This window comes from Hydrogenophaga sp., from assembly GCF_025699295.1.
Classification (GTDB): domain Bacteria; phylum Pseudomonadota; class Gammaproteobacteria; order Burkholderiales; family Burkholderiaceae_C; genus Hydrogenophaga.
In genome coordinates this window covers 100,603-126,816 of sequence record NZ_JAILWB010000006.1, presented here as the reverse complement: position 1 = coordinate 126,816, position 26,214 = coordinate 100,603, and the positions used below count along the sequence as shown (strand labels likewise).

Here is a 26,214-nt window from a genome sequence, read left to right as displayed (position 1 = left end):
GCTGCCATCGGCCCCCACAAAAGCAGGCATGCCAAGGCAGCCCAACAACAAACAACCATGACCCCAACAACACCCCCCAACCGGAGCCACCCATGAGCCACTTTCTGGACCGATTGACCCACTTCTCTCTGCCCAGGGAAACCTTTTCGGGCAACCACGGCCAGACCACCGGCGAAGACCGCACCTGGGAAGACGCCTACCGCGACCGCTGGGCGCACGACAAGATCGTGCGCAGCACCCACGGCGTGAACTGCACCGGCTCGTGCTCGTGGAAGATCTACGTCAAGGGCGGCATCGTCACCTGGGAAACCCAGCAGACCGACTACCCGCGCACGCGCTGGGACATGCCCAACCACGAGCCGCGCGGTTGCGCGCGTGGCGCCTCCTACAGCTGGTATCTCTACAGCGCCAACCGCGTGAAATACCCCATGGTGCGCGGCCGCCTGCTCGAGCGCTGGCGCGCCGCGTTGAACGTGGCGAAGACCCCGGTCGACGCCTGGGCCTCCATCGTCGAGAACCCCGAGGCGCGCCGCGACTACCAGCAGGTGCGCGGCATGGGCGGCTTCGTGCGCAGCACCTGGGACGAGGTCAACCAGCTGATCGCCGCGGCCAACGTCTACACCATCAAACAGCACGGGCCCGACCGCATCATCGGCTTCAGCCCGATCCCGGCCATGAGCATGGTCAGCTACGCCGCTGGCTCGCGTTACCTTTCGCTCATCGGTGGCGTATGCATGAGCTTCTACGACTGGTACTGCGACCTGCCGCCGGCCAGTCCGCAGATCTGGGGCGAGCAGACCGACGTGCCCGAGTCGGCCGACTGGTACAACAGCTCGTACATCATCGCCTGGGGCTCCAACGTGCCGCAGACGCGCACGCCCGACGCGCACTTCTTCACCGAGGTGCGCTACAAGGGTGCCAAGACAGTGGCCGTCACGCCCGACTACTCCGAGGTCGCCAAGCTCTCCGACCTCTGGCTGCACCCCAAGCAGGGCACCGACGCCGCGCTCGCCATGGCCATGGGCCATGTGGTGCTGAAGAACTTCTATTTCCCCGATGGCGGAAAGCCCAGAAGCAGCTACTTCGACGACTACGCGCGCCGCTACACCGACCTGCCGTTGCTGGTGATGCTGAAAGAGCATGTGCTCGCCGACGGCACGAAGACCCTGGTGCCCGACCGCTACCTGCGCGCCAGCGACTTCAACGGCCAGCTCGGCCAGAAGAACAACCCCGAGTGGAAGACCGTGGCCTTCGACACCGGCGGACGGGCCGTGCTGCCCAACGGATCCATCGGCTTTCGCTGGGGCGAGGCCGGACGCGCCGACGAAGGCAAGTGGAACCTGGAGGCCAGGGAGGCCCGCAGCGACACCGAGGTCAGGCTCAAGCTCTCGGTAATCGAGGACGGGGAGCAGGACCACCAGGTGGTGGACGTGGCCTTCCCGTACTTCGGTGGCAACGCCGCGCCGCACTTCACCGCCAATGCGCAGAACGGCGCCATCAACCACGCCCGCGTGCCGGCCGTGCGCCTGCGCCTGGGCAAGGCCGGCGAGGAACGCCACGCCCTGGTGGCCACCGTGTTCGACCTGCAGGTCGCGCAGTACGGGATCGACCGCGGGTTGGGCAGTGGCGCGAAGGACTTCGACGACAACGCCGCCTACACGCCCGCCTGGCAGGAGAGCATCACCGGCGTGCCGCGCGACCAGGTCATCACCGTGGCGCAGCAGTTCGCCGACAACGCCGACAAGACGCACGGCAAGTCCATGGTGATCATCGGTGCCGCCATGAATCACTGGTACCACGCCGACATGAACTACCGTGGTGTGATCAACCTGCTGATGATGTGCGGCTGCATCGGCCAGAGCGGTGGCGGCTGGGCGCACTACGTGGGCCAGGAAAAACTGCGCCCGCAAACGGGCTGGACCGCGCTGGCCTTCGCGCTCGACTGGATCCGCCCACCGCGCCAGATGAACAGCACCAGCTTCTTCTACGCCCATACCGACCAGTGGCGCTACGAAAAGCTCGGCATGGAAGAGATCGTGAGCCCGCTGGCCGACAAGGCCGCGTTCGGCGGCAGCATGATCGACTTCAACGTGCGCGCCGAGCGCATGGGCTGGCTGCCCAGCGCGCCGCAGCTCAAGACCAACCCGCTGCAGGTGGTGCAGGACGCCACTGCGGCCGGCCTGGACACGAAAGACTACGTGGTGCGCGCGCTCAAGGACGGCACGCTGGCCATGAGCTGCGAGGACCCCGACGCGCCGCAGAACTGGCCGCGCAACATGTTCGTGTGGCGCAGCAACCTGCTGGGCTCCAGCGGCAAGGGCCACGAGTACTTCTGCAAGCACCTGCTGGGCACCGAGAACGGCGTGCAGGGCAAGGACCTGGGCTCGGACTCCGTTCGCCCTGAGCCTGTCGAAGGGCATGCGCGAGAAGGGGCTTCGACAAGCTCAGCCCGATCGGGGGTGTTTCCCGAAGAGGTGGTCTGGCACGAGCACGCGCCGCAGGGCAAGCTCGATCTGCTGGTCACGCTCGACTTCCGCATGAGCACCACCTGCCTGTACTCGGACATCGTGCTGCCCACCGCGAGCTGGTACGAGAAGAACGACCTCAACACCAGCGACATGCACCCCTTCATCCACCCGCTGTCGGCGGCGGTGGACCCGGTGTGGCAGAGCCGCAGCGACTGGGAGATCTACAAGGGATTCGCCCAGGCCTTCAGTGAGGTCTGCGTGGGCCACCTGGGGGTGGAGAAGGAGGTGGTGCTCACGCCCATCATGCACGACACGCCGGGGGAACTCGCGCAGCCTTTCGACGTGAAGGAGTGGCGCAAAGGCCACTGCGAACTCATCCCGGGAAAGACCGCGCCGCAGATCACCGTGGTCGAGCGCGACTACCCCAATGTGTTCAAGCGCTTCACCGCGCTGGGCCCGCTGATGGACAGGATCGGCAACGGCGGCAAGGGCATCGCGTGGAAGACCGGCACCGAGGTCGAGCAGCTCGGCCAGCTCAACGGCACCACGCAGGACGAAGGCGTGAGCAAGGGCATGCCGAAGATCGTGAGCGACATCGACGCCTGCGAGGTGATCCTGCAGCTCGCGCCCGAGACCAACGGCCACGTGGCGGTGAAGGCCTGGCAGGCGCTGGGCAAGCAGACCGGGCGCGACCACACCCACCTGGCCTTGTACCGCGAGGACGAGAAGATCCGCTTCCGCGACATCCAGGCGCAGCCGCGCAAGATCATCAGCAGCCCGACCTGGAGCGGCATCGAGAGCGAGACGGTGAGCTACAACGCCGGCTACACCAACGTGCACGAACTGATTCCGTGGCGCACCCTCACCGGGCGCCAGCAGTTCTACCAGGACCACCCCTGGATGATCGCCTTCGGTGAAGGCCTGGGCAGCTACCGACCGCCGGTGGACCTGAAGACCACCGAGGGCATCCACAACATCAAGCCCAACGGCCACAAAGAGATCCAGCTGAACTTCATCACGCCGCACCAGAAGTGGGGCATCCACTCGACGTACAGCGACAACCTGATGATGCTCACGCTTAACCGCGGCGGCACCGTGGTCTGGCTCAGCGAAGACGACGCGAAAAGCGCGGGCATCCAGGACAACGACTGGGTCGAGCTGTTCAACATCAACGGCGCGGTGGCCGCGCGCGCGGTGGTCAGCCAGCGCGTCAACCCGGGCATGGTGATGATGTACCACTCACAGGAAAAGATCATCAACACCCCGGGCTCGGAGATCACCGGCGTGCGCGGCGGCATCCACAACTCGGTCACGCGCATCGTGCTCAAGCCGACCCACATGATCGGCGGCTACGCGCAGCTCAGCTACGGCTTCAACTACTACGGAACCATCGGCACCAACCGCGACGAGTTTGTCGTGGTGCGCAAGATGGACAAGGTGGACTGGCTCGACACACCGGCCGACGACCACCTCATTCGAGCCTATCAATCCCAGGGAGAAAACCCATGAAGATCCGCGCGCAAATCGGCATGGTGCTCAACCTGGACAAGTGCATCGGCTGCCACACCTGTTCCGTCACCTGCAAGAACGTCTGGACCAGCCGGCCCGGCGTGGAATACGCCTGGTTCAACAACGTCGAGACCAAGCCCGGCATCGGCTACCCCAAGGAATGGGAGAACCAGGAGAAGTGGCACGGCGGCTGGACCCGCAAGGCCGATGGCAGCATCGTGCCCCGGCAGGGCGGCAAGTGGCAGCTGCTGATGAAGATCTTCGCCAACCCGCACCTGCCGGAGATCGACGACTACTACGAGCCCTTCACCTTCGACTACGACCACCTGCAGTCGGCCCCGGAGATGAAGCACGCGCCCACCGCGCGCCCGCGCAGCCTCATCACCGGCCAGCGCATGGAGAAGATCGAGTGGGGCCCGAACTGGGAGGAGATCCTGGGCGGCGAGTTTTCCAAGCGCAGCAAGGACGCCAACTTCGACGGCTTCGAGGCCGCGCAGAAGGCCATGGTGGGGGAGTTCGAGAACACCTTCATGATGTACCTGCCTCGCCTGTGCGAGCACTGCCTCAACCCTGCCTGCGTGGCGAGTTGCCCCTCGGGATCGATCTACAAGCGCGAGGAAGACGGCATCGTGCTGATCGACCAGGACAAGTGCCGCGGCTGGCGCATGTGCGTGAGCGGCTGCCCGTACAAGAAGATCTACTACAACTGGAAAAGCGGCAAGGCCGAGAAGTGCATCTTCTGCTACCCGCGCATCGAGGCCGGCCAGCCCACGGTGTGCAGCGAAACCTGCGTGGGCCGCATCCGCTACCTGGGCGTGCTGCTGTACGACGCCGACCGCATCCAGGAGGCCGCCAGCGTGCCCAACGAGATCGACCTCTACAAGGCGCAGATCGACCTCTTCCTGGATCCGCACGACCCGGCGGTGATCGCACAGGCGCGCGCCGACGGCATCCCCGACAACTGGCTGGAGGCCGCGCGCCACAGCCCGGTCTACAAGATGGCGGTGGACTGGAAGGTGGCGCTGCCGCTGCACCCCGAGTACCGCACGCTGCCCATGGTCTGGTACGTGCCGCCGCTCTCGCCCATCACCGCCGCGGCCAATGCCGGGCAGGTGGGCAGCAACGGCGAGATCCCGGACGTGAGCCAGCTGCGCATCCCGGTGAAGTACCTCGCCAACCTGCTGACCGCGGGCGACACGATCCCCGTGGTGCGCGCGCTCGAACGCATGCTGGCCATGCGCAGCTACCAGCGCGCCAAGCACGTGGACGGCGTGGTCAACCAGGACGTGCTTGACCAGGTGAGCCTGAGCGTGCGCGAGGTCGAGGACATGTACCGCACCATGGCGATCGCCAACTACGAGGACCGCTTCGTGATTCCCACCACCCACCGCGAGTACGCCGAGAACACCTTCAACATCAAGGGTGGCTGCGGCTTCAGCTTCGGCAACGGCTGCTCGGAAGGACAAACGGAAACGAGTCTGTTCGGCAGCGAGAAGAAGCGCACCATCCCGATCAAGGCGGGGGTCTGACATGGCGTTCTTCTCATCCGCTCAAAAGCCCGCCGTGCACACGCTGCGTGTGCTCGCCCACCTGCTGCGCTACCCCACCACCGCGTTGCGCGAGCACGCCGCCGAACTGCGCGACGCGCTGCGCGCCGAGGCCGCCTTGGCGCCCGCACGCCTGGTCGAGCTCGATGCGCTGCTGGTGCATCTGAGCCAGCAGCCGGCGCTGGACGTCGAAGCCGACTACGTCGAGCTGTTCGACCGCGGGCGCAGCACCGCGCTGCACCTGTTCGAGCACGTGCTCGGCGATTCGCGCGACCGGGGTCCGGCCATGATCGACCTGATCCAGACCTACGAGAAGGCGGGCCTCTGCCTCGATGCGGCCGAGCTGCCCGACCACCTCAGCGTGCTGCTGGAGTTCGCCTCCACCCAGCCCGCCCCCGTGGCGCGTGAATTCCTGGCCGAGAGCGCGCACATCGTGCGCGCCATCTTCAGCGCGCTGCTCAAGCGCCAGAGTCCGTATGCCAGCGCACTGGCCGCGGTGCTCGAGCTCGCGGGCGAGAAGGCCGAGCCCGTGCCGGTGGCCGCCGACCCCGGCATCGACGAGAGCTGGGCCGAGCCCGAGGTGTTCGGCGGCTGTTCCACCGACGGCCAGGCCAAACCCGGTCAGCCACAACCGATCCGCATCCTGAAGGCGGCCCCCGGCCGCCACCCTACCCCTTCACCAGGAGCGCAGGCATGACCTCTCTGCACCACTTCCTCTTCGGCGTCTATCCCTACATCTGCCTGGCCGTGTTCCTCATGGGCAGCCTGGCCCGCTTCGACCGCGACCAGTACACCTGGAAAAGCGATTCCTCGCAGCTGCTGCGCCGGGGCCAGCTGCGCTGGGGCAGCAACCTGTTCCACATCGGCATCCTGTTCCTGTTCTTCGGCCATTTCGTGGGCCTGCTCACGCCGCACTTCTTCTACGAAGGCTTCATGGATGCCGCGGTCAAGCAGCGCCTGGCCATCTATGCGGGCGGCACCGCCGGCGTGATCTGCTTCGTGGGCCTGTCCTTGCTGCTGCACCGGCGCATCTTCGACCCGCGCATCCGCCTGACCAGCCACCGCACCGACCTCGCCATCCTCGTCATCCTGTGGGTGCAGCTGGTGCTGGGCCTGATCACCCTGCCGTATTCGTATGCGCACGCCGACGGCAGCGCCATGCTGGTGCTGGCCGAGTGGGCGCAGCGCATCGTCACCTTCCGCCCCGACGCGGCCGCACTGGTCGACATGGACTGGCCCTACAAGGTGCACCTGGTGCTGGGCATGACGATCTTCCTGCTGTTCCCGTTTTCGCGCCTGGTCCATGTGTGGAGCGGCTTCGCCAGCGTGGCCTACCTGGTGCGGCCCTACCAGGTCGTGCGCAGCCGCCGCCTGGGTGTGCCGCAAAGCCCGAACAAGCCCCGCTGATACCAGTCACCCAGAAGGGAGTCCGCCATGAATCACGACCTTTCCGCCTCTGCTTCCACCGGTTGCGGCAGCAGCGCCTGCGCCTGCAAAGGCACAGAGGCCGCTGCGGCCCCGGCCGCGATCGCCAGCGTCAACGGCATCGCCCTGCACGAAGCTGGCGAGATGCTGGACGCGCAGACCTTGCGCGAACGCGCCTGTGCCGAGCTGCTGCGCCAGCAGGCGGTGCGCGCCGGCCTGCTGCCGCGCTTCACCGGCCTGAGCGCGCCCGAGCCCGATGCCGACACGCGCGCGGCCATCGAGGCCTTGCTCGAAGCCGAGGTGCACTCGCCCGAGCCGGGCGCGGAGGAATGCCGGCGCCACTACGAGGCCCACAAGCCGCGCTTCGTGGTCGGCCAGGCGCTGCATGTGCGGCACATCCTGTTCGCGGTCACGCCGGGCGTGCCGGTGAACGCGCTGGCCCAGCGCGCCGAGGCCGCGCTGCTGGAACTCTCGCGCCAGGGCGTGCCGGCCGATCGTTTCGCGCAGCTCGCGGCCGAACTCTCCAACTGCCCGTCGAGCGCCCAGGGCGGCGACCTCGGCTGGATCACGCCGCAAGACTGCGCGCCCGAGCTGGCCAGGGCCCTGTTCCTGCAGAACGACGCCATCCAGGCTGTGGGCCTGCACCCGCGCCTGGTGCACAGCCGCTTCGGCCTGCACATCGTCGAGGTGCTGGAGCGCCAGGAAGGCCGCCTGCCCGATTTCGCCGAACTGCAGGCACAGATCGGTGCGCGGCTGGCCCTGCAGTCGCAGGCCACGGCGCTGCGCCAGTACCTGCAGCTGCTGGTGGGCCAGGCACAACTGGAGGGTGTGGAGCTGGAGGGGGCCGACACGCCTCTCGTTCAATGAGCGGACCGGCCGCCGACGCAGCAGCAGCGGACGAGCTGCTGTTGCGCCTGCGGCATTTCCGCTCCGACTACTTCCCGCGCCACCAGCAGCGCTTCCAGGACCTGGTGGCCGAGGGCCAGCACCCCAAGACGCTGTTCATCGGCTGTTCCGACTCGCGCCTCGTGCCCTACCTGCTCACCGGCGCCGGCCCGGGCGAACTCTTCATCGTGCGCAACGTCGGTGCACTGGTGCCGCCTCATGACCGGTCGCACGGGCTCCACGGAACGATGGCAGCGATCGAGTTCGCCGTGCTCAGCCTGCAGGTGGAGCGCATCGTGGTCTGTGGCCACAGCCACTGCGGCGCGATCCGCGCCGCCTACGACGGCGCACCCGCAGAGGCGGTGGCGCTCACGGCCTGGCTCAAGCTGGTGGACGAAGCCCTGTTGCCGGTGCAGGCGTGTGCGGAATCCCTGCGCCGCACCGAACAGCGCGCGGTGGTGCTGCAGCTCGAGCGCCTGATGGGTTACCCCATGGTGCGCCGCCAGGTCGAGGCCGGCGCGCTCACCCTGCACGGCTGGCACTACGTGATCGAGGACGGGGAAGTGCATGTGTTTGATGCACAGCAAGGCGATTTCATCGCGGCCTCGTTAGCCTCCAACAGCGGCACCGGGCCGTACCAACCTTATGTGGAGCACGATGGACAAATCATCAGCGACTGACGACGCGGTGGCACGGGCGGCCGAACTGCGGGCCCTGGCGAGCCAGGGCGGCCTGCGCACCTGGCGGCTGCGCGGCCGCGAGCTGCTGCCGGTGGTGCAGGGCGGCATGGGCGTGGGGGTATCGGCGGCCTCGCTGGCGGGCACGGTGGCCGGCCTGGGCGGCGTGGGCACGGTCTCCTCGGTCGACCTGCGCCGCCTGCACCCGGACCTCATGGCGCGCACCGGCCACCTGGACAAGGAAGCCGACGCGCGGGAGCGCATCGACGCGGCCAACCTGATCGCGCTGGACCGCGAGATCCGGGGCGCGAAGGCGATCGCGCACGGGCGTGGCCTGGTCGCCGTCAACGTGATGAAGGCGCTCAGTGCCTACGAGATGTACGTGCGCCAGGCGCTGCAAAGCGGCGCCGACGCGGTGGTGGTGGGCGCCGGCCTGCCGCTGGACCTGCCCGAGCTCGCGCGCGACCACCCGGACGCCGCGCTCATCCCCATCCTGTCGGACGCGCGTGGCGTGCAACTGCTGGTGCGCAAGTGGGAGAAGAAGGGTCGCCTGCCCGATGCCATCGTGATCGAGCACCCGCGGCTGGCCGGTGGCCATCTCGGGGCGGCGAAGGTGGACGACCTGCGGGACACCCGCTTCGACTTCGAGGTCGTGATCCCGCAGGTGCTCGAATTCTTCCGGGCCGCCGGCATCGAGCGCGAGATCCCGCTGATCGCCGCCGGCGGCATCGGCAGCCGCGACGACATCCTGCGCCTGCAGGGCCTGGGCGCCAGCGCCGTGCAACTGGGCACGGCATTTGCCGTCACCCTGGAGTGCGACGCCGATGCCGGGTTCAAGCGCGTGCTGGCCGAGGCCGGACCTGAAGACCTGGTGGAGTTCGTCAGCGTGGCCGGCCTGCCCGCGCGGGCCGTGCGCACGCCCTGGCTGGACAAATACCTGCGCCTGGAGCCGCGACTGAAGGCGGTTGCGCATGTGAAGAAAAAGTGCAACATGGCGTTTGACTGCCTGGCCCATTGCGGCCTGCGCGACGGCAAGGGCGAGATGGGCCAGTTCTGCATCGACCAGCAACTCGGCCATGCGCTCGACGGTGACGCGCAGAAGGGCCTGTTCTTCCGGGGTGCGGGTGTGCTGCCCTTTGGCCAGCAGATCCGCCCGGTGCAGGACCTCATGATGTGGCTTCTGGGCGGCGTGCGGCCCGCCCTGGCCGTCTGAAGGAATCCTCGAACATGAAACGCGACGCGATCAAGAACGCCAGCACCGCCATCGGCCAGCAACCCATCACGCTGGACGTGCTGCAGGAGAAGTACCTCAAGGAAGGCGAGACCGGCGCGCCCGACATCTACCGCCGAGTGGCGCGCGTCCTGGCCTCGGTGGAGCCCGAGGCCGACCGCGCCCGGTGGGAGCAGCGCTTCTTCGACAACCTGCAGGCCGGCGCCATCGGGGCCGGCCGCATCATGAGCGCGGCCGGCACGGCGATACAGGCCACGCTGATCAACTGTTTCGTGCAGCCCGTGGGCGACTGCATCCAGGGCGTGGACGACGGCGGCTACCCCGGCATCTACGAAGCCCTGCGCGAAGCCGCCGAGACCATGCGCCGGGGCGGCGGCGTGGGCTACGACTTCTCGCGCATCCGCCCGCGCGGCGCGCAGGTGAAGGCCACCGCCTCGCTGGCCTCGGGTCCGTGCAGCTACATCAACGTGTTCGACCAGTCCTGCGCCACGGTGGAGAGCGCGGGCGCGCGCCGCGGCGCGCAGATGGGCGTGCTGCGCATCGACCACCCGGACGTGCTCGAGTTCATCACCGCCAAGCGCACGCCCGGGCGCTGGAACAACTTCAACGTCTCGGTGGGCGTGAGCGACGCCTTCATGCGGGCCCTGGCCGACGACCAGCCCTGGGAGCTGGTGCACCGCGCGCGCCCCGGCGCCGCGCTGCTGGCCCAGGGCGCGCACCAGCGGGCCGACGGCCTGTGGGTCTACCGCAGTCTGCCGGCGCGCGAGCTGTGGGACACGGTGATGCGCTCCACCTACGACTTCGCCGAACCCGGCATCCTGTTCCTCGACCCCATCCAGCAGGACAACAACCTGCGCTACTGCGAGACCATCGAGGCGACGAATCCGTGTGTGACGGCCGACACCTGGGTTCTGACCGAGCATGGTCCCCGCACCGTGAGCGAACTCGTCGGACAGCCGTTCCACGCCGTCGTTGATGGCCGCAGCCATGCGGTGCGAAGCAAAGGGTTTTTTGCCACCGGACACAAGCCCGTGTGGCGCCTGACGACTCGCGAAGGCCAAACTCTGCGCCTGACCGCAGACCATAGGGTGCGGCGTGTGGCCCGGAAAACCCGATACAGCATGGAGCTGGACTGGACCGAGGCGAACCGTCTCAAGCCGGGTGACGAGATCGTGCTGAACAATCACCGGGCATTGCGAGGGTGGGGCGGTGCAGGAACCCGCGACGAAGGCTATCTGCTGGGATTGCTCATCGGCGACGGCACGCTCAAGGCCGACAAGGCTGTGTTGTCGGTCTGGGCGCCCGAGTTGCGCGTCGTGGGCCGGGAGACTGTGGCGTTCGCCGCGACGGGTGCCGCAGGCATCGTGGAAGCGGCGGAGGCGGCAGCGGCCAGCCTCGCGCACCGTGCCGACTTTCGGGGATTTCAGCGTCCACTGGCTGGGCGGGGCGAGACCCGCCTGTCCAGCGCGCCGCTGCGCGATCTTGCTTTTTCACTGGGCATGGCGCCCGGGGCGAAGGGCATCACGCCCGCGATGGAACAACGTTCTTCCGACTTTGCCGAAGGTTTGCTGGGAGGACTGTTCGATGCTGACGGCAGCGTGCAGGGTGCGCAGGAAAAAGGGGTGAGTGTGCGTCTTTCGCAGAGCGACGACGCACTGCTCCAGGCGGCGCAGCGCATGTTGCTGCGCCTGGGCATTGTCTCGACGGTGTATCGGGAACGGCGGCCCGCCGGCTTGCGCAACCTGCCCAACGGTCGCGGCGGCGAGGCCGACTACCCGACGCAGGCCCAGCACGAACTGGTGATCAGTGGCGACAACCTGCAAGTGTTCGCCGAGCGCATCGGCTTCAGGGACTCCGACAAGGCGGCTCGTCTGGATCAGGTACTCAGCGACTATCGGCGCACGCCCAACCGTGAGCGTTTCGTGGCCACTGTCGATCGCTTGCAGCCCGATGGCGAAGAGACCGTGTACGACGTGACGGTGGACGACGTGCATGCCTTCGACGCCAACGGACTCGTGGTGCACAACTGTGGCGAGCAGCCATTGCCGCCCTACGGCTGCTGCGACCTCGGGCCGGTGATCCTGCCGCGTTTCGTGCGCCACCCCTTCGGCTTCGGTGGCCTGCCCAGCTTCGACTTCGAGGCCTTCGAACAGGTGGTGGCGCTGCAGGTGCGCGCGCTGGACAACGTGCTGGACCTGACCTTCTGGCCGCTGCCGCAGCAGCGCGAGGAGGCCATGGCCAAGCGCCGCATCGGCGTGGGCTTCACCGGCATGGGCAATGCGCTGGCCATGCTGTGCGTGCGCTACGACCGCGCCGAGGGCCGCGCCCTGGCGGCGCGGATCGCCGAGCGCATGCGCGACGCGGCCTACGCGGCCTCGGTGGCGCTGGCGCAGGAGAAGGGCGCGTTCCCGAAGTTCGACGCCGAGGGCTACCTGGCCGAAGGCACTTTCGCCAGCCGCCTGCCCGAGGCGCTGCGCATCGCGATCCGCGCGCACGGTATCCGCAACAGCCACCTGCTGTCGATCGCGCCCACCGGCACTGTCAGCCTGGCGTTTGCCGACAACGCCTCCAACGGCATCGAGCCACCGTTCTCCTGGATGTACCGGCGCAAGAAGCGCGAGGCCGACGGCAGCACCACCGACTACGCGGTGGAAGACCACGCCTGGCGGCTCTACCGCGAGCTTGGCGGCGACATGGCGCAGTTGCCCGAGTACTTCGTGAGCGCGCTGTCCATGCCGGCCGCCGACCACCTGGCCATGATGGAGGCGGTGCAGCCCTTCGTGGACACGGCGATCTCCAAGACGGTGAACGTGCCGGCCGACTACCCCTACGACGACTTCAAGGACCTGTACCGTCAGGCCTGGCGCGCGCAGCTCAAGGGCCTGGCGACCTACCGGCCCAACGCCGTCCTGGGCTCGGTGCTCGACACCGGTCCCACGCCCGAGACGACCGCGAGCGTGGCCACCGTGGACCCGATGCGCACGGTGATCGAGAGCCGCCCGCCCGGCGCGCTGCCGGCGGTGGCCGACAAGATCGAGTACTGGACGCAGGAGGGCCACCAGACCCTGTACCTGCTGGTGTCCTTTTTGCCGGTGCCCACGGCGGATGGATCGGGCACGGTCGAACGCGCGATCGAGTTCTTCATGCCGGTGGGGCAGAGCGGCGAGTCGCAGCAGTGGGTGTCGTCCAGCATGCGGTTGCTCTCGCTGGCCGCGCGCGGTGGTTTCCTGGAGCGCGCCCTGCGCGACATGCGCAAGGTGGTGTGGGACCGGGGGCCGGTGCGCATGGGCACGCACCAGAAGGCCGACGGCACGCACGTGCCGATGTGGCACGACTCGGTGGTGGCCGCCATCGCCTACGCGGTGCAGACCCTGATCGCGCAGCGTGCCGGTGTCACGCCCACAACCCTGCCCGCGCCACCCGTGGCGGTGGCGCTCACGCCGGGCGTGATGCCGGGCAAGAAGTGCGGCGAGTGCGGCGCGCACGCGGTGATCCGCAAGGACGGCTGCGACTACTGCACGCAGTGCGGCCACCTCGGGGTCTGCGGATGAACACGGCGCTGCACGCCCGACCACCGCGCGCCGACGACCTGGGTGAGACGGGGGGCCATGCCGTCGAACGCGAATGCGCGCGCATGGCCGCCGACCTGATCCACGCGCGCCAGACCGTGCTGCCCAAACGCCTGCTGGCGCCCGGGCCCGACGCCGACCAGCTGCAGGTCTTGCTGGGCGCGGCCGCCGCCGCGCCCGATCACGGGCAGCTGCTGCCCTGGCGCTTCGTCATCGTGCCCCGCAGCGAACGCGGCTCGCTGGCCGAGGTGTTCGCCCAGGCCCTGCGCGAGCGCGATGCCGGTGCCACGCCCGTGCAACTGGACCAGGCGCGAGAGAAGGCGCACCGCGCGCCCTTGCTGCTGCTGGTGGTGGTCGATGGCCAGCGCGGCGACCCGGCGGTGGACCTGTCCGAGCGCATCCTCTCGGCCGGGTGCGCGGTGCAGAACATGCTGCTCATGGCCACCGCCATGGGATACGGCTCGGCGCTCACCAGCGGCAAGGCGCTCGGCTCCACCGCCCTGCGCCAGCGCTTCGGTCTGCATGCGGGCGAACAGGCCCTGTGCTTCCTGAGTGTGGGCACGGTGGCAGCGCGCCGGCCCGCGCGCGCGCGCCCGGCCGTGGCCGACTACTGCCGCACGCTGGGCCCCGCGCCCGACAACGCCCCATGAACCTGGAGACCCCGTGAACATACAGACCTTCGATGACCTGCTGAGCGCCGCGCGCAGCCAGCCGCTGCCGCAGCGCCTGCTGTTCGTGTTTGCCGGTGTGGAACTGCCCGACGACGCCACGCCAGCCCAGCGGCTCGGATTCGAACGCGGCGAAGGCGGCGCACTGGTGCCGCGGATGTGTGTGGACAAGGGGCTGGACGAACTCGCCTCGTTCGACCAGCTGGTGCGCGAGGCCGAGGCCTTCGGTCAACCCTGGGGCATGGTGTTCGCCGCCGCGCTTGCGGGCGCACCCGGCCGCCCGCCCGGCAGAGTCGAGGCCGAGCAGCCGCTGCAGGACATGGTCGAGGCGATCCGCCAGGGCCAGCTGCACGCCTTCATCCCGTTCGATCCGCAAGGCCAGGCCGTGGCCCTGGGCTGAGATGGCCAGCTCGATCCCGCTGTCATCCATCGGCCTGCCCGGGCACCGAGCGCCCGCCGCCGGTTTCGAGGCGCCGTTCGAGATGCTGGAGGCCTGCCACGAACGCGTTGAACGCATGCTGGGTCTGCTGGCCAGACTGCAGCAACACGTGCTGGTGCGCGGCTGGGACGAGAGCGTGGCCAGCGCGGCGCGCGACGTGATGCGTTACTTCGATGTGGCCGCGCCGCTGCACCACGAAGACGAGGAGCGCCACGTGTTTGCACCCCTGCTGGCAGGAGGCGACGCCGTGATGCGCAAGGTGGTGCTGAGGCTGCAGCAGGACCACCGCGACATGGATGCGGCCTGGGTGGCGGCGCGCAAGGTGCTGGCGTCCGTGGCGCAGGCGCCACCGTCCGGATGGGCGCACTTCAGCCCGTTGGAAACCGCCGCGCTCACCGACTTCACGCGCCTTTACGACCGCCACCTGCACGAGGAGGACGGTCTGGTGTACCCGGCGGCGCGGACCTGCCTGACACCCGAGGCGCTGCAGGCCATGAGCGCCGACATGATGCGGCGGCGGGGGCTGGAGCCCGGCTGAGGACGTTCAGGCCTCAGGACCCACCGTCAGTTCGACGCCGCCAACACCTTCCACCGAGCCGGCGATGCGGTCACCCGGCTGCACCGCGCCCACGCCTTCGGGTGTGCCGGTGTAGATCAGGTCGCCGGGTTGCAGGTGGTAGAAAAGCGAGAGGTCGGCAATGATTTCGCGGATGTTCCAGATCAGCTTGTCCACGTCGGATTGCTGCTTCACCGCGCCGTTGACCGAGAGTTGGATCGCGCCGTGCTCGATCACCACGCCCGGCATGGGCACGATCTCGCTGCACACGGACGAGTGCTCCACGTCCTTGCCCAGGTCCCAGGGCCGGCCCTTGTCGCGCGCCACCAGTTGCAGGTCGCGCCGCGTCATGTCCAGGCCGGCGGCGTAGCCGTAAATGATCTCGTGTGCGTCGTCGGCCTTCACGCGGAAACCCGGCTTGCCGATCGCCAGCACGAGTTCCATCTCGAAGTGGTAGTTGGCGGTCTCGCTCGGGTAGGGCGTGGTCGCGCCCGAGAGCGTGAGCGTCTGCGGTGCCTTGGTGAAGTAGAACGGCCGCTCGACCGATTTGTCCACCGGCTTGCCCATTTCCACCGCGTGCGCGTGGTAGTTGCGGCCGACGAAGAACAGGCGGTTGACGGGGAAGTGCTCGGTCTTGCCGCGCACGGGCAGGGACGCGACGGGAGGTGGGGGGAAGAGGTAGGTGGTCATCGGGTGGTGGCCGCTCAGGGCATGGAGGGTTGGTTGTCGGGGCGCACTTCGTACACGCCGAGCTTGCGGTGCAGCGGCGATTCGTCGGCGATGAAGAGGAAGGCCGGCGCGGCGGCCGAGGCATTGGTGAGCGTGGTGGCGGTGTAGCCCGGAATGCAGCAGGTATCCGCTTCCACCAGGTCGAAGCCTTGCGCTGCAGTGGCCACGCGCGCCGCGCCTTCGATCACGTGGTAGACCACGGCGGGTGAACGCGCGGGCAGCTGCAGCGTCTGGCCCGGGCGCAGCATCAGCGCGTGAAAGCCCAGGATGTTCTCCACGTCTTCGCCGGTCTCGGGGTTGACATAGGTCACCTGCACCGCGTCCACGTCGGGTCGGTCGGCTGCGAGCGACTCCAGCGCGGCCTTCGCGTCGGCCCAGGGGTAGCGCAGCATCGGGTAGCGGCGGCCGCTGCGGCCGAAGACCGGTGTGGGCACCACGCCGCCGCGCGCATAGGCGCGCTCGCCCTGGCCGGGCTTCACGGCCTGGCGCGCGCCGTTGAGGTGGTAGCTCACTTCCAGGTAGTAGGCCAGCGGCAGGTCCAGCACGTCGAGCCAGATCACCGGCTCGCTGCCGTCGTGGCCGTGTTCGTGCCACAGGCCGGTGGGCGTGAGGATCAGGTCGCCACGGCTCATGGGGCATTTCTCGCCGTCCACCGTGGTCCAGGCGCCCTCGCCTTCGACCACCATGCGCACCGCGTTGGGTGTGTGGCGGTGGCTGGGCGCCCACTCGCCGGGCAGCAGCAGCTGCATGCCGAGGTACATGGCGGCGCTGGCCTGCATCTTCTCCAGCGTGTGGCCCGGGTTGGCCAGCACCAGCACGCGGCGCTCGGCCTTCTCGATGGGCGTGAGCTCACCCGCCTTGAGCAGCAGCGGCTTGATGGTCTTGTAGGGCCAGTGCGTGGCCTGCGTCTGGCGCGTGGGGATGGTGGGGGGCAGCACGCCGCGCAGGCTGGGCCACAGCGGCACCAGGTTGAGCGCGCGCAAATCGGCCACGTAGTCGGCGGGCAGGTCTTCGAGTCGTCCGAGGTCGTTCATGGTGTCTCCGGGGTGGGGCTTCGATGGCTTTTTCGCAGACCTCTGATCCCGTTCGCCCTGAGCCTGCCGAAGGGCTCGCGAGGACTTCGACAGGCTCAGTCCGAACGGGAAAAGCTGCAGGTGTCAGTGGGGAGAGGCGAGGCAGTTCTGCACGTTCCAGCCGTACAGCCACTCCATGGCATCGTAAAAACGCTCAGGTGTGCGGCCCTTCCAGAGGTCGTTGCGCACCAGGCGCTCGACGCCGCTGGCGTGGTAGATGCGACCCATCTCGCGCGAACTGAGCACGATGCGCGCCGTGCGCGCCACGCGCGAGCGCTGGTAGAGGTCGAAAGCCTGCTCGAAATGGTTGTTGTGGACACGCAAGGCTTCGCCCAGTGTCACAGCGTCCTCGATCGCCATGCATGCGCCCTGCGCCATGTACTGCGTGGTCGGGTGGGCGGCGTCGCCCAGCAGCGTGACGCGGCCAAAGCTCCACTGGCCGATCGGCTCGCGGTCGGCCGTGGCCCAGCGCTTCCAGCTCTTTGGCAGGTCGATGAGCTGGCGCGCCCTGGGGCAGATGCCCTGGAAGTAGCTCTGCACTTCTGCCTTGCTGCCTTCGGTCACGCCCCACTGCTCGGGCTCGCGGCTGTGGAAGGTCACGACCACGTTGTACTGCTCACCGCCGCGCAGCGGGTAGTGCACCAGATGGCAGTTGGGGCCGACCCAGATGCTGGCCGCGTTCCAGCGCAGTTCCTCGGGGAAGTCGGCCTTGTCGACCACCGCGCGGTAAACCACGTGCCCGGTCACGCGCGCCTCATCGCCCACGAACTGCTGGCGCACCACCGACTTCACCCCGTCGGCGCCGACCAGGGCCAGTCCGCGGTGGGTGTTGCCGTGCTGGTCGTGCACCGTCACACCCTGCGCGTCCTGATCGATGCGCTCGACGCGCGTGGAGGTGAGGAATTCGATCTGGCCGCTGGCCTGCACGCCATCGAGCAAGGCGCCGTGCGCGTCGGCGCGGTGGATCACCGCATACGGGTTGCCGAAACGCTGGCGGAAGGCCTCGCCGGTGGGGATCTTGCCCACCTGGTACTCGTCGAGCGCGTCGTGCATGACCATGAAGTCGGTGTAGACCGCCTTGCCGCGCGCCTGCTCGCCCACGCCCAGTGCGTCGAAGGCGTGAAAGGCGTTCGGCCCCAGCTGCATGCCGGCGCCGATCTCGCCCACTTCGGGCGCCTGCTCCAGCACCTTGACGCGAAAGCCCTGCCGCACCAGGGCCAGGGCCGCCGCCAGGCCGCCGATGCCGCCACCGGCGACGAGCACGGGGTGTTCCAGGGATTCCGGGTTCATGCCTGTCTCCTGCAATTGTGCCGCATACTGATGATATGTGTACTTATTGTAGGCGCGGTGCTAGCATGCCGGCAAGCCCCGTCCGTCACCCGGACGCTTCCGCCCCTTCCCGTTCTCCGCCATGAAACACCGCGCGCCGCAGGCCATCGACATCGACCACCTGCCGGGTCACAACATCCGGCGCCTGCACCAGATCTCGGTGGGCATCTTCCTGCAGGAAATGGGTGAGCTGGGCCTGACGCCGGTGCAGTACGGCGTGCTGCAGACCGTGGCCAACAATCCCGGCATCGACCAGCGCACGCTGGCGCGCACGGTGGCGCTGGACGCGTCCACCACCGGCGGCGTGGTCGACCGCATGGAGTCGCGTGGCTGGGTCGAGCGCCGCACCGCGCCCGAGGACCGGCGCGCGCGCCAGCTCACGCTGACCACCGCCGGCCAGGCCGTGCTGGCCGCGGCCGTGCCGGCCATGCTGCAGGCACAGGACCACATCCTGGCGCCGCTGACCGAACGCCAGCGCGCCGAATTCATGAAGCTGCTGCGCCTGCTGGTGCACACCAACAACGAGCACAGCCGCGCGCCCAGCGACGCGCTGAGGTGAAGCCGGTGCGGGTGCTCAGCCCTGCATGTGCTCGACGACCGCGGCGGTGACGGCCGCCTCGCGCAACAGCCGGGTGTGCCCCAGCCCGCTGGTTTCGATCAGCCGCGCACCGGGGATCGCGTCGCGGTAGGCCTCGGCGTCGGCGAAGCGGTTGATGCGGTCCTCGCGGTCGTGCACGATCAGCGTGGGGCTGGCCACGCGCGGGCCGACCGCGGCCGGCTCGAACTGGCGCATGAGGATGCCTTCGCGGGCCTCCACCCGCTGCTGCAGGCCGGCACGCGTGCGCTCGCTCAGCCCAAAGACCTTGGCGAACAGGCGCGTGTACTCGTAGGGGGAGGCCGGCGGCGCCAGCAGCGCGATGCGCGCCACCGGCAGGCCGCGCGCGGCGGCGTAGGCCAGGGCGTTGGCCGCCAGCGAGTGCGCCACCACCCCGCGCACCTCATGCCCCTGCTGCTGCAGGCGCGCGGTCAGGTACTCGATGGCGCGGGCGAACTGCGGCAGGTTGCTGGTGCGGCCCTGGCTACGGCCATGGGCGGGCAGGTCCACCAGCAGGGGGCGCAGGCCGCGCTGTGCCAGGGCGTCGGCCAGCGGCAGCATCTGCGCCGCATGGCCGCCCCAGCCGTGCAGCAGCACCACCACCGGCCCGTGCGGTCCGGGCGGGGGCTGGTACAGCGTGAGGCTGGCGTCCTCGAAGGCCCAGGCCATGACCCGCCAGGTGCCTAGCGCGGGCTGGCGCCGATAGAGCCATTTGGGTGGCAGCGGCGTGCCGAACAGGCGCAGCGCGCCGCGCACGGCCAGCGCGGGCCAGACCCGTTCGGACAGGCCCAGTGCCCAGCGCAACCAGCGCGTGCCGGGGTTGGCGTCGTAGTAGGCCGATGCGGTTTGTTGGGGCGAGGTGCTCATGGGGTGCTCCTGTGGCAAAGGGGTGAATCCAAAAAATTCGCACAACCGTGCGAAACAAGGGGAAAAAAAGGAACTCAGATCTGGTAGGTACCCACCAGCCGCGCCCAGGTAGCCTGGGCGCGCTCGGTGGCCCTCGGGTCGCGCAGGAAGCGAACGTCGTGTACCAGCCCGATCGACAGGCTGCAAATCTCGCCCACCAGCTGTTCGGCGTCCGTGTCCGGCCGGAGGTGACCGGCCTCGACCGCCTGCAGCACGGTGCGCCGCAGCGCCGCGCGCCAGCGCGTCACCTCGCCCAGCAGCAGGTCGCGCAGCTCGCCCTCGCGGTCGTCCAGTTCGAAGGCTCCCGAGGTGTACAGGCAGCCGGTGTGCGCTTCGACGTCACGCAGGCGGATGAACCAGCGCCGCACGATCTCGCTCAACCGGGGCAGGCCCTTGGGGGACTGCATGGCAGGCACGAACACGTCGGCCAGGAAGCGGTGGCCGAACTCCTCGATCACCGCCTTCTGCAAGGCCTCGCGCGAGCCGACGCGCGAGAACACGCCGCTCTTGGACAGGCCGATCCGGTCGGCCACCGCCTGCAGGGTGATGGCCTCCAGCCCGTCGGACGCGGCCAGATCCAGCGCGGCGCCGACGATGGCGGCGCGCGTCATTTCACTTTTCTGGGTCCGGGCGTCCATGCGGCGGATTTTGGCACACTTGTGCGAAATTGCAAGCCGACCTGGAAACAGCCCCACCTAGGCGGTCAGAGAGGCGCTCGCTATGATCCGACCGTCCTGCGCTCTCCCCTTCGCCGTGTCCCCAGTGGAACCCAACGCACCTTCCCTGCTGTCGCCCGAACACCTGGCCATGATGGAGGGCGGGGCATCGGTCATCGTGAGCAGCTGCGACGCGGAGCTGGTCCCCAGCGTCATGCGCGCCGTGGGCAGCCAGGTGAGCGCGCAGGGTCGCCTGGTCACGGTGTACCTGTGCCGCAGCCAGTCGGACCAGCTGCTGCGCGACGTGGCCCGCAGCGGACGGCTGGCGGCGGTGTTCAGCCAGCCCAGCAGCCACCGCACGGTGCAGCTCAAGACCCGTGGCGCGCGCCTGCGCGAGGCGCGCGAGGACGACGCGCCGGTGCTGCAGCACTACCTCAAGGGCATGGAGCGCGAGCTCACGCTCATCGGCTTCGGACCGGTGTATGCGCGCGCCATGCTGGCCCACAACCTCGACGACGTGGTGGCGATCGAGTTCGAGCCCGATCAGGCCTTCGACCAGACCCCCGGCCCCAAGGCCGGTCGCGCCATCGAGGGCGGGACATGACCGGCGCGGACCTGGAAGAGGTGCGCCCCTGCCTGGAAGGCGCGATTCCGGCCATGATGGCCACCGCCGCGCCGGACGGCACGCCCAACGTGGCCTATCTCTCGCAGGTCCATTACGTGGATGCGCGTCACGTGGCGCTGTCGTTCCAGTTCTTCAACAAGACGCGCCAGAACCTGCTGGCCCACCCGCGTTCGACGCTGCTGGTGCTCAACCCGCTGAACGCGGTGTTCTACCGCCTGCACCTGCGCTACCTGCGCACCGAGACGCAGGGGCCGGTGTTCGAGAGCATGAAGGCGCAGCTGGCGGGGATCGCCTCGCACACCGGCATGGCCGATGTGTTTCGCCTGCTCGGCTCCGACATCCACGAGGTGCTCCAGGTCGAACGCCTGCCGCAGGTGCCCCTGGCCGAGGCACTGCCGCCGCCGCGGGAGCGGCCCCATCCGCTGGGCGTGCTGCGCCGCGCCAGCACCCGCCTGTCGGCGGCGCGCAGCCTGGGCGAGCTGCTGGAGGCGGCGCTGGATACGCTGGAAACCGAGCTCGCCATGCGCCACGCCATGGTGCTGATCCTGGACACCGCAACGCAGGGCCTGTACACCATCGCCAGCCGCGGCTATGCCACCTCGGGCGTGGGCTCGGAGATCGCGCTGGGTGACGGCGTGATCGGGGTGGCCGCGCGCGAGCGCACGCCGGTGCGCATCATGCACATGGCCAGCGCCTATCTTTACAGCCGTGCCATGCGCGACAGCCTGGTGGACGAGGGCAGCGGCCCGCCCGGCACCGACATTCCCTACCCCGGACTGGCCGAGCCGCACAGCCAGCTGGCCGTGCCCCTGCTCTCTGCCGATCGCGTCCTCGGCGTGCTGTTCGTCGAAGGTCACCTGGACATGCAGTTCAGCTACGAAGACGAGGACCTGCTGGTGGCGCTGGGCGGCCAGCTCGGCGCGGCGATCGACCTGATGCACGAGGCCGAGGCGCCCTGCGACGAAGCCCAGCCCGCGCAAGGCGCGGCAGCGCAGGCGCCCGTGCCTGGCGGGCCGCCGCTGCACGTGCGCCACTATCGCAGCAACGACAGCGTGTTCGTCAACCACACCTACCTGATCAAGGGCGTGGCCGGCGCCATCCTCTGGAAACTGCTGCAGGACAGGCAGCGCCATGGCCGCAGCGAGTTCACCAACCGCGAGCTGCGGCTGGACGCCTCGCTGCGCCTGCCCGACGTGGCCGACAACCTCGAGGCCCGCCTGTGGCTGCTGCACCGCCGGCTGGCCGAGCAGTGCCCGCAACTGCGCATCCAGAAGACCGGGCGCGGCTGTTTCCGTTTCGACGTCTTCGGCCCGGTCGAGCTGGAAGAGGTGGCGGCTTAGGCGCTCATCAGGGCGGGAACGACCGGCACGCCCAGGCCGCGGGCCAGCTTGGCCCAGTCGCCCGTGGGCAGCAGCCCACGCAGCGCGTCCAGCATGCCCTCGAACACCGGCGCCGGTGCACCGGCGCGCATGCCCTTCAGGGTTTCCAGCCGCTCGGGTGCGTTGAGCTGGGGCAGCATCCAGCGCATCACCAGCATCATCTCGGCCGGCGGCACGGTGGCCAGCAGGGCGTCGTGGATGGCGATGAGTTCTGCGTCGCTATAAGCCGACCACAGCGCCGGGTTGTGCACTGTTTCCTCGGCGTGCATGTGCTGCAGGTTCTCCGCGAGGAACAGGCCCAGGCCCAGGTAGAGCGCGTGCAGCGCCGAGCCGCGCTGCGCGCCGTCGGCGTCAGCCAGCGCCCGGGCCACGCCGCGCAGGTGGGCGATGTGGTGGCGGTGGCCCTCATGCTCCTGCGCCACGGGGCCGGCCACGCCCGGGCAGCGCGCCTCCAGGGCGGGATGCACGAAACCGTTCTCGTGTTCGACGTGGCCAGCGCAGAGGTCCATCAGCTCCACCACCTGCGCGGCGGTGGCAGCCACCTCCAGGTCGTCGAACGGGTCGGTGCGGCCAACCCGCATGAGAGTGTCGGCCATGAAGGCGCGCAGGGCCTTGTGGATGCCGGCGTACAGGTTGAAGCGGCCTTCGCCGGTGCGGGTGGTGGCGACGACGTGCGCCATCTCGATTGCGTGGTGTTGCATGTGGGTTCCTTGTGCGGGCCGGGCCCGGATCGTCTCGTGTTGACCGGGGCGCCCCATGCGCCACGTGTCATGGGAAGGCAGTCTAGGAACCGGTGGCGCGCCGCGCTGCTAAATAGCGCTTAAAGGAACCCTAAAAAAACCTTAAGCGAACCGAGTCGATGGCGTTCAGTCGACGCCGCGCACCTTGCCGCGCAATTGCTTCACCGTCGAGCGCGTGGCCTTGCCTTCGAGCCGGCGTTGCATGGAGCCGTAGGTCGGCCGGGTGGCCTTGCGCGCCTTGGGCACGGTGGCCACGCTGTCCACCAGCGCCTGCAGGCGCTGCAGTGCCTCGGCCTTGTTCTGCTCCAGGCTGCGGCTGGTCTGCGCCTTGATGACCACCACGCCTTCGGTGGTGATGCGCTGGTCGCTCAGCGCGAGCAGGCGTGCCCTGACTGCCTCGGGCAGCGAGGACGCGTGGATGGCAAAGCGCAGGTGCACCGCGTTGGAGACCTTGTTCACGTTCTGCCCGCCAGCGCCCTGGGCGCGGATGGCGGTGAACTCGACCTCGGCGGGATCGATGGTGATCGTCGGCATCGGCGCAGTGTGCCATGGGGTGCGCGTGCGCCAGCGGCGGCCCCGCGCCATGCGGGGCCATGGCCCCGCTGGGATAATCGCGCCATGGCAAGCAAACAGCGCGTGGTGGTGGGACTGAGCGGAGGCGTGGACTCCGCGGTGAGTGCGCACCTGCTCAAGCAGCAGGGGCACGAGGTCATCGGCATCTTCATGAAGAACTGGGAAGACGATGACGACGACGAGTACTGCTCGACGCGGCAGGACTTCCTGGACGCCGCCAGCGTGGCGGACGTGCTGGGCATCGAGATCGAGCACGTGAACTTCGCGGCCGAGTACAAGGACCGCGTGTTCGCCGAATTCCTGCGCGAGTACCAGGCGGGGCGCACACCCAACCCGGACATCCTGTGCAATGCCGAGATCAAGTTCAAGGCCTTCCTCGACCACGCCATGCGCCTGGGCGCGGAGAAGATCGCCACCGGCCACTACGCCCGCGTGCGCGAACGCCACGGGGCGTTCGAACTGCTCAAGGGCCTGGACCCGCTGAAGGACCAGAGCTACTTCCTGCACCGCCTGAACCAGGCGCAGCTGTCGAAGACGCTGTTCCCCGTGGGCGAGCTGCCCAAGACCGAGGTGCGCCGCATCGCCGCCGAGATCCGCCTGCCCAACGCGAAGAAGAAGGACAGCACCGGCATCTGCTTCATCGGCGAGCGGCCGTTCCGCGATTTCCTCAACCGCTACATCGCGAAAGAGGCGGGCCCGATCAGGGACGCAAAAGGCCGCGTGCTCGGCCAGCATGTGGGCCTGAGCTTCTACACGCTGGGCCAGCGCCAGGGTCTCGGGATTGGTGGCGTGCGCGAGAAGGGCGCGCAAAAGGGCGGCAATGATCACGCGCCCTGGTTCGTTGCACGCAAGGACGTGCAGACCAACACGCTCTGGGTGGTGCAGGGGCACGACCACCCCTGGCTGCTCACACCGCGCCTGCGTGCGCAGGACGCGAGCTGGGTGTCGGGCCACGCGCCCGCCGATGGCGAGCTGGCCGCCAAGACGCGCTACCGCCAGGCCGACGCGACCTGCCGGTTCGAGGCCGATGGCGGCGCCGGCTTCGCGCTTGCGTTCACCGAATCGCAGTGGGCCGTGACGCCCGGGCAGAGCGCGGTGATCTACGACGGTGAGGTGTGTCTGGGGGGCGGCGTGATCACCAGCGATGCGGCCTCGATCGCGGCTGAGCAGACCGAGCGTTCGAGATCCGTCGTCGCCTGACCCGTGCCGCCCGCCGCGGCTCAGTGCCCGGAATCGCCGGGCGAGCCCAGGCGCGCATGTATGCGCCGCGTGGTGCGCCACACGGCCCACAGCACCAGGGGAATCAGCGCACCCACGGCCACCTCGGGCTGCAGCGGCAGGCCGGCGGCTTTGGCACCCTTGGCCACATAGAGCAGCAGGCTGACCACGTAGTACGAGATGGCGGCGATCGACAGGCCTTCCACCGTGGTCTGCAGATGCAGCTGCATGGCCTGGCCGCGCGTGAGTTTCTCCAGCAACTGCTGGTTCTGCGCCTCTGTGACGATGTCCACCCGCGTGCGCAGCAGCGCGCTGGCGCGCGAGATGCGTTCGGACAGGGAGGCCAGGCGTTGCGCGCTCGCCGCGACCGTGGCCATGGCCGGTGACAGGCGCCGCTGCATGAATTCGCCAATGGTCTGTGTGCCGGGAATGGGCATCTCGCGCAGCTCGGCGATGCGCTGCGCCACCAGCGTGTCGTACGCGCGCGTGGCCGCGAAGCGGTAGGTGTTCTCCGCGATGGCGCGTTCGACCCGTGCGGCCAGCGAGACCAGCTGGTCCAGCAGTTCCTGCTCGGAGGTGGACTTGCCCTCCAGCCGCGCGGTGATGCCGGCGAGTTGGGCTTCGGCTTGCGCCAGCATGGACCCCAGCGCCTTGGCCACTGGCAGGCCACGCAGCGCCATCAACCGGTAGGTTTCGAGTTCAAGCAGGCGCTGCGAGATGCGTCCGGCCCTCGAGTCGCTGGTGCCGGTGGGTGCGATCACCAGCATGCGCTCGAAACCCGAGGGATGCAGGCGGAAGTCGGTGACCGCCCAGGAATGGCCGCCGCCCAGCTGGGAGGCGAGCACGGCACGCCCGCCGAACCAGTGCTGGGCAGGGGCCATGAGAGCGGCCTGGGCGTCGGCGCTGGCACCCGGCAGATCGGCCTGCAGCATCACCAGCTTGATCGCCGCTACCGTGCGCCCGGGGATGTCGGCCAGCCACCCGGGCGGGGCGACGATCGCGTCCAGCAGCGCCGGGTCGCTGGCACCCAGACCGGCACCCGCCGGCAGGGGTTGCACGATGGAATAGCGGGTGAACTCCGTGTGGCGTTCCCACTTGAGCGTGTGTTCGTCGAAACGCAGGCGCAGGAAGTTGCCGCGCAGTTGTTCGGGCAAAAGCCCCTGCTGGCCGGGCAGGCGGCGCAGATGTTCGCATTCCTGCTCGCGGCTGACACCCTCGTTGAGCACGGCCACGAACACGATCAGTGCGGGCAGGCGGATGCGCGCCGAGGGCCGGGCGTGCACCTCGTTGTGCAACTCCGTGCGCAGCGCGTCGTCGGGCGGCAGCAGGCGGATCGCCGCAGGGCTGCGGGCAACACCCGGCGGTGGGTCGGCTGGTGCGGTGGTGGCGTTCATGGAAATGGGCGGGCTCAGGCTGC

General features: G+C 68.9%; 23 protein-coding genes. 15 read left to right on the top strand and 8 right to left on the bottom strand.

Features of this window, described 5'->3' with window-relative positions; translation table 11 throughout:
* Positions 1-92 precede the first annotated feature (92 nt).
* The 11 genes from K5880_RS07945 (at position 93) to K5880_RS07895 (ending at position 14,956) form a co-directional block, all read left to right on the top strand.
* Positions 93-3,977 carry a nitrate reductase subunit alpha gene (locus tag K5880_RS07945; RefSeq protein WP_297650533.1) on the top strand — a complete coding sequence of 1,295 codons (3,885 nt, stop codon included), beginning with the start codon at positions 93-95 and terminating at the stop codon, positions 3,975-3,977.
* The gene (narH, locus tag K5880_RS07940) at positions 3,974-5,506 is read left to right on the top strand and encodes a nitrate reductase subunit beta (RefSeq protein ID WP_297650531.1); all 1,533 of its coding nucleotides are present in this window, start codon (positions 3,974-3,976) and stop codon (positions 5,504-5,506) included. Before K5880_RS07945 ends, narH begins: the two co-directional genes overlap by 4 nt.
* A 1-nt stretch (position 5,507) precedes the next feature.
* A complete protein-coding gene (gene narJ, locus K5880_RS07935) occupies positions 5,508-6,221 on the top strand; it encodes a nitrate reductase molybdenum cofactor assembly chaperone (protein ID WP_297650529.1) in 714 nt (237 codons plus the stop codon).
* Positions 6,218-6,931, top strand: coding sequence for a respiratory nitrate reductase subunit gamma (gene narI, locus K5880_RS07930; RefSeq protein ID WP_297650528.1), 714 nt, complete (start codon positions 6,218-6,220; stop codon positions 6,929-6,931). The genes narJ and narI overlap by 4 nt, the downstream gene beginning before the upstream one ends.
* Before the next feature lie 27 nt (positions 6,932-6,958).
* The gene (locus K5880_RS07925) at positions 6,959-7,816 is read left to right on the top strand and encodes a peptidylprolyl isomerase (protein ID WP_297650526.1); all 858 of its coding nucleotides are present in this window, start codon (positions 6,959-6,961) and stop codon (positions 7,814-7,816) included.
* Complete coding sequence (locus tag K5880_RS07920; RefSeq protein ID WP_297650524.1) at positions 7,813-8,514, top strand: carbonic anhydrase; 702 nt, start codon at positions 7,813-7,815, stop codon at positions 8,512-8,514. The genes K5880_RS07925 and K5880_RS07920 overlap by 4 nt, the downstream gene beginning before the upstream one ends.
* On the top strand, positions 8,492-9,724 hold the full coding sequence (locus K5880_RS07915; protein ID WP_297650522.1) for a nitronate monooxygenase family protein: 1,233 nt from the start codon (positions 8,492-8,494) through the stop codon (positions 9,722-9,724). Before K5880_RS07920 ends, K5880_RS07915 begins: the two co-directional genes overlap by 23 nt.
* A gap of 14 nt (positions 9,725-9,738) precedes the next feature.
* Positions 9,739-13,293, top strand: a complete 3,555-nt coding sequence (locus K5880_RS07910; protein WP_297650520.1) for an LAGLIDADG family homing endonuclease — start codon at positions 9,739-9,741, stop codon at positions 13,291-13,293.
* 83 nt (positions 13,294-13,376) lie between these two features.
* Complete coding sequence (locus tag K5880_RS07905) at positions 13,377-13,961, top strand: nitroreductase (RefSeq protein WP_297650723.1); 585 nt, start codon at positions 13,377-13,379, stop codon at positions 13,959-13,961.
* A 13-nt stretch (positions 13,962-13,974) separates the two neighbouring features.
* Complete coding sequence (locus K5880_RS07900; protein ID WP_297650518.1) at positions 13,975-14,379, top strand: ribonucleotide reductase subunit alpha; 405 nt, start codon at positions 13,975-13,977, stop codon at positions 14,377-14,379.
* A gap of 1 nt (position 14,380) precedes the next feature.
* A complete protein-coding gene (locus tag K5880_RS07895) occupies positions 14,381-14,956 on the top strand; it encodes a hemerythrin domain-containing protein (protein ID WP_297650515.1) in 576 nt (191 codons plus the stop codon).
* Between the two features lie 6 nt (positions 14,957-14,962).
* On the opposite strand, the gene K5880_RS07890 is transcribed toward K5880_RS07895, so the two are convergent.
* The 3 genes from K5880_RS07890 to K5880_RS07880 all read right to left on the bottom strand — a co-directional run bounded on the left by K5880_RS07890 (position 14,963) and on the right by K5880_RS07880 (position 18,066).
* Positions 14,963-15,664 carry a fumarylacetoacetate hydrolase family protein gene (locus K5880_RS07890; protein WP_297650514.1) on the bottom strand — a complete coding sequence of 234 codons (702 nt, stop codon included), beginning with the start codon at positions 15,662-15,664 and terminating at the stop codon, positions 14,963-14,965.
* Between the two features lie 14 nt (positions 15,665-15,678).
* A complete protein-coding gene (locus K5880_RS07885; protein ID WP_297650512.1) occupies positions 15,679-16,737 on the bottom strand; it encodes a cupin domain-containing protein in 1,059 nt (352 codons plus the stop codon).
* Positions 16,738-16,860: 123 nt separating this feature from the next.
* Entirely contained in the window at positions 16,861-18,066 is a 1,206-nt protein-coding gene (locus K5880_RS07880) for a 3-hydroxybenzoate 6-monooxygenase (protein ID WP_297650510.1), read from the bottom strand.
* A 121-nt stretch (positions 18,067-18,187) separates the two neighbouring features.
* Between K5880_RS07880 and K5880_RS07875 the strand changes: the two genes are divergently transcribed.
* Complete coding sequence (locus K5880_RS07875) at positions 18,188-18,664, top strand: MarR family transcriptional regulator (RefSeq protein WP_297650508.1); 477 nt, start codon at positions 18,188-18,190, stop codon at positions 18,662-18,664.
* 15 nt (positions 18,665-18,679) lie between these two features.
* On the opposite strand, the gene K5880_RS07870 is transcribed toward K5880_RS07875, so the two are convergent.
* Together K5880_RS07870 and K5880_RS07865 are read right to left on the bottom strand one after the other, a co-directional pair.
* Entirely contained in the window at positions 18,680-19,567 is an 888-nt protein-coding gene (locus K5880_RS07870; protein ID WP_297650506.1) for an alpha/beta fold hydrolase, read from the bottom strand.
* 74 nt (positions 19,568-19,641) lie between these two features.
* On the bottom strand, positions 19,642-20,244 hold the full coding sequence (locus K5880_RS07865) for a TetR family transcriptional regulator (protein ID WP_297650504.1): 603 nt from the start codon (positions 20,242-20,244) through the stop codon (positions 19,642-19,644).
* A 115-nt stretch (positions 20,245-20,359) separates the two neighbouring features.
* On the opposite strand from K5880_RS07865, the gene K5880_RS07860 reads away from it, so the two are divergent.
* Positions 20,360-20,866 carry a hypothetical protein gene (locus tag K5880_RS07860; protein WP_297650502.1) on the top strand — a complete coding sequence of 169 codons (507 nt, stop codon included), beginning with the start codon at positions 20,360-20,362 and terminating at the stop codon, positions 20,864-20,866.
* On the top strand, positions 20,863-22,227 hold the full coding sequence (locus K5880_RS07855; protein ID WP_297650500.1) for a GAF domain-containing protein: 1,365 nt from the start codon (positions 20,863-20,865) through the stop codon (positions 22,225-22,227). Before K5880_RS07860 ends, K5880_RS07855 begins: the two co-directional genes overlap by 4 nt.
* Here the strand turns inward: K5880_RS07855 and K5880_RS07850 are convergent.
* Together K5880_RS07850 and arfB are read right to left on the bottom strand one after the other, a co-directional pair.
* Positions 22,224-22,967, bottom strand: a complete 744-nt coding sequence (locus K5880_RS07850; RefSeq protein ID WP_297650498.1) for a hemerythrin domain-containing protein — start codon at positions 22,965-22,967, stop codon at positions 22,224-22,226. The two genes, K5880_RS07855 and K5880_RS07850, sit on opposite strands and share 4 nt — an antisense overlap.
* Positions 22,968-23,132: 165 nt before the next feature.
* Positions 23,133-23,540: an alternative ribosome rescue aminoacyl-tRNA hydrolase ArfB gene (arfB, locus tag K5880_RS07845; RefSeq protein WP_297650496.1), complete on the bottom strand. Its 408-nt coding sequence runs from the start codon at positions 23,538-23,540 to the stop codon at positions 23,133-23,135.
* An 84-nt stretch (positions 23,541-23,624) separates the two neighbouring features.
* On the opposite strand from arfB, the gene mnmA reads away from it, so the two are divergent.
* Entirely contained in the window at positions 23,625-24,779 is a 1,155-nt protein-coding gene (gene mnmA / locus K5880_RS07840; RefSeq protein WP_297650494.1) for a tRNA 2-thiouridine(34) synthase MnmA, read from the top strand.
* Between the two features lie 20 nt (positions 24,780-24,799).
* Here the strand turns inward: mnmA and K5880_RS07835 are convergent, their stop codons facing one another.
* Complete coding sequence (locus tag K5880_RS07835; protein ID WP_297650492.1) at positions 24,800-26,191, bottom strand: DUF3422 family protein; 1,392 nt, start codon at positions 26,189-26,191, stop codon at positions 24,800-24,802.
* Between the last annotated feature and the right edge of the window lie 23 nt (positions 26,192-26,214).

Coding starts and splice junctions, on each gene's coding strand:
- K5880_RS07875 (WP_297650508.1), top strand. CDS start 18,188: ATGAAACACCGCGCGCCGCAGGCCATCGACATCGACCACCTGCCGGGT.
- K5880_RS07890 (WP_297650514.1), bottom strand. CDS start 15,664: ATGACCACCTACCTCTTCCCCCCACCTCCCGTCGCGTCCCTGCCCGTG.
- K5880_RS07880 (WP_297650510.1), bottom strand. CDS start 18,066: ATGAACCCGGAATCCCTGGAACACCCCGTGCTCGTCGCCGGTGGCGGC.
- K5880_RS07910 (WP_297650520.1), top strand. CDS start 9,739: ATGAAACGCGACGCGATCAAGAACGCCAGCACCGCCATCGGCCAGCAA.
- K5880_RS07915 (WP_297650522.1), top strand. CDS start 8,492: ATGGACAAATCATCAGCGACTGACGACGCGGTGGCACGGGCGGCCGAA.
- K5880_RS07905 (WP_297650723.1), top strand. CDS start 13,377: ATGGCCGCCGACCTGATCCACGCGCGCCAGACCGTGCTGCCCAAACGC.
- K5880_RS07925 (WP_297650526.1), top strand. CDS start 6,959: ATGAATCACGACCTTTCCGCCTCTGCTTCCACCGGTTGCGGCAGCAGC.
- K5880_RS07885 (WP_297650512.1), bottom strand. CDS start 16,737: ATGAACGACCTCGGACGACTCGAAGACCTGCCCGCCGACTACGTGGCC.
- K5880_RS07865 (WP_297650504.1), bottom strand. CDS start 20,244: ATGGACGCCCGGACCCAGAAAAGTGAAATGACGCGCGCCGCCATCGTC.
- narH (WP_297650531.1), top strand. CDS start 3,974: ATGAAGATCCGCGCGCAAATCGGCATGGTGCTCAACCTGGACAAGTGC.
- narI (WP_297650528.1), top strand. CDS start 6,218: ATGACCTCTCTGCACCACTTCCTCTTCGGCGTCTATCCCTACATCTGC.
- K5880_RS07835 (WP_297650492.1), bottom strand. CDS start 26,191: ATGAACGCCACCACCGCACCAGCCGACCCACCGCCGGGTGTTGCCCGC.
- K5880_RS07895 (WP_297650515.1), top strand. CDS start 14,381: ATGGCCAGCTCGATCCCGCTGTCATCCATCGGCCTGCCCGGGCACCGA.
- K5880_RS07945 (WP_297650533.1), top strand. CDS start 93: ATGAGCCACTTTCTGGACCGATTGACCCACTTCTCTCTGCCCAGGGAA.
- K5880_RS07920 (WP_297650524.1), top strand. CDS start 7,813: ATGAGCGGACCGGCCGCCGACGCAGCAGCAGCGGACGAGCTGCTGTTG.
- K5880_RS07870 (WP_297650506.1), bottom strand. CDS start 19,567: ATGAGCACCTCGCCCCAACAAACCGCATCGGCCTACTACGACGCCAAC.
- K5880_RS07850 (WP_297650498.1), bottom strand. CDS start 22,967: ATGCAACACCACGCAATCGAGATGGCGCACGTCGTCGCCACCACCCGC.
- arfB (WP_297650496.1), bottom strand. CDS start 23,540: ATGCCGACGATCACCATCGATCCCGCCGAGGTCGAGTTCACCGCCATC.
- K5880_RS07855 (WP_297650500.1), top strand. CDS start 20,863: ATGACCGGCGCGGACCTGGAAGAGGTGCGCCCCTGCCTGGAAGGCGCG.
- mnmA (WP_297650494.1), top strand. CDS start 23,625: ATGGCAAGCAAACAGCGCGTGGTGGTGGGACTGAGCGGAGGCGTGGAC.
- narJ (WP_297650529.1), top strand. CDS start 5,508: ATGGCGTTCTTCTCATCCGCTCAAAAGCCCGCCGTGCACACGCTGCGT.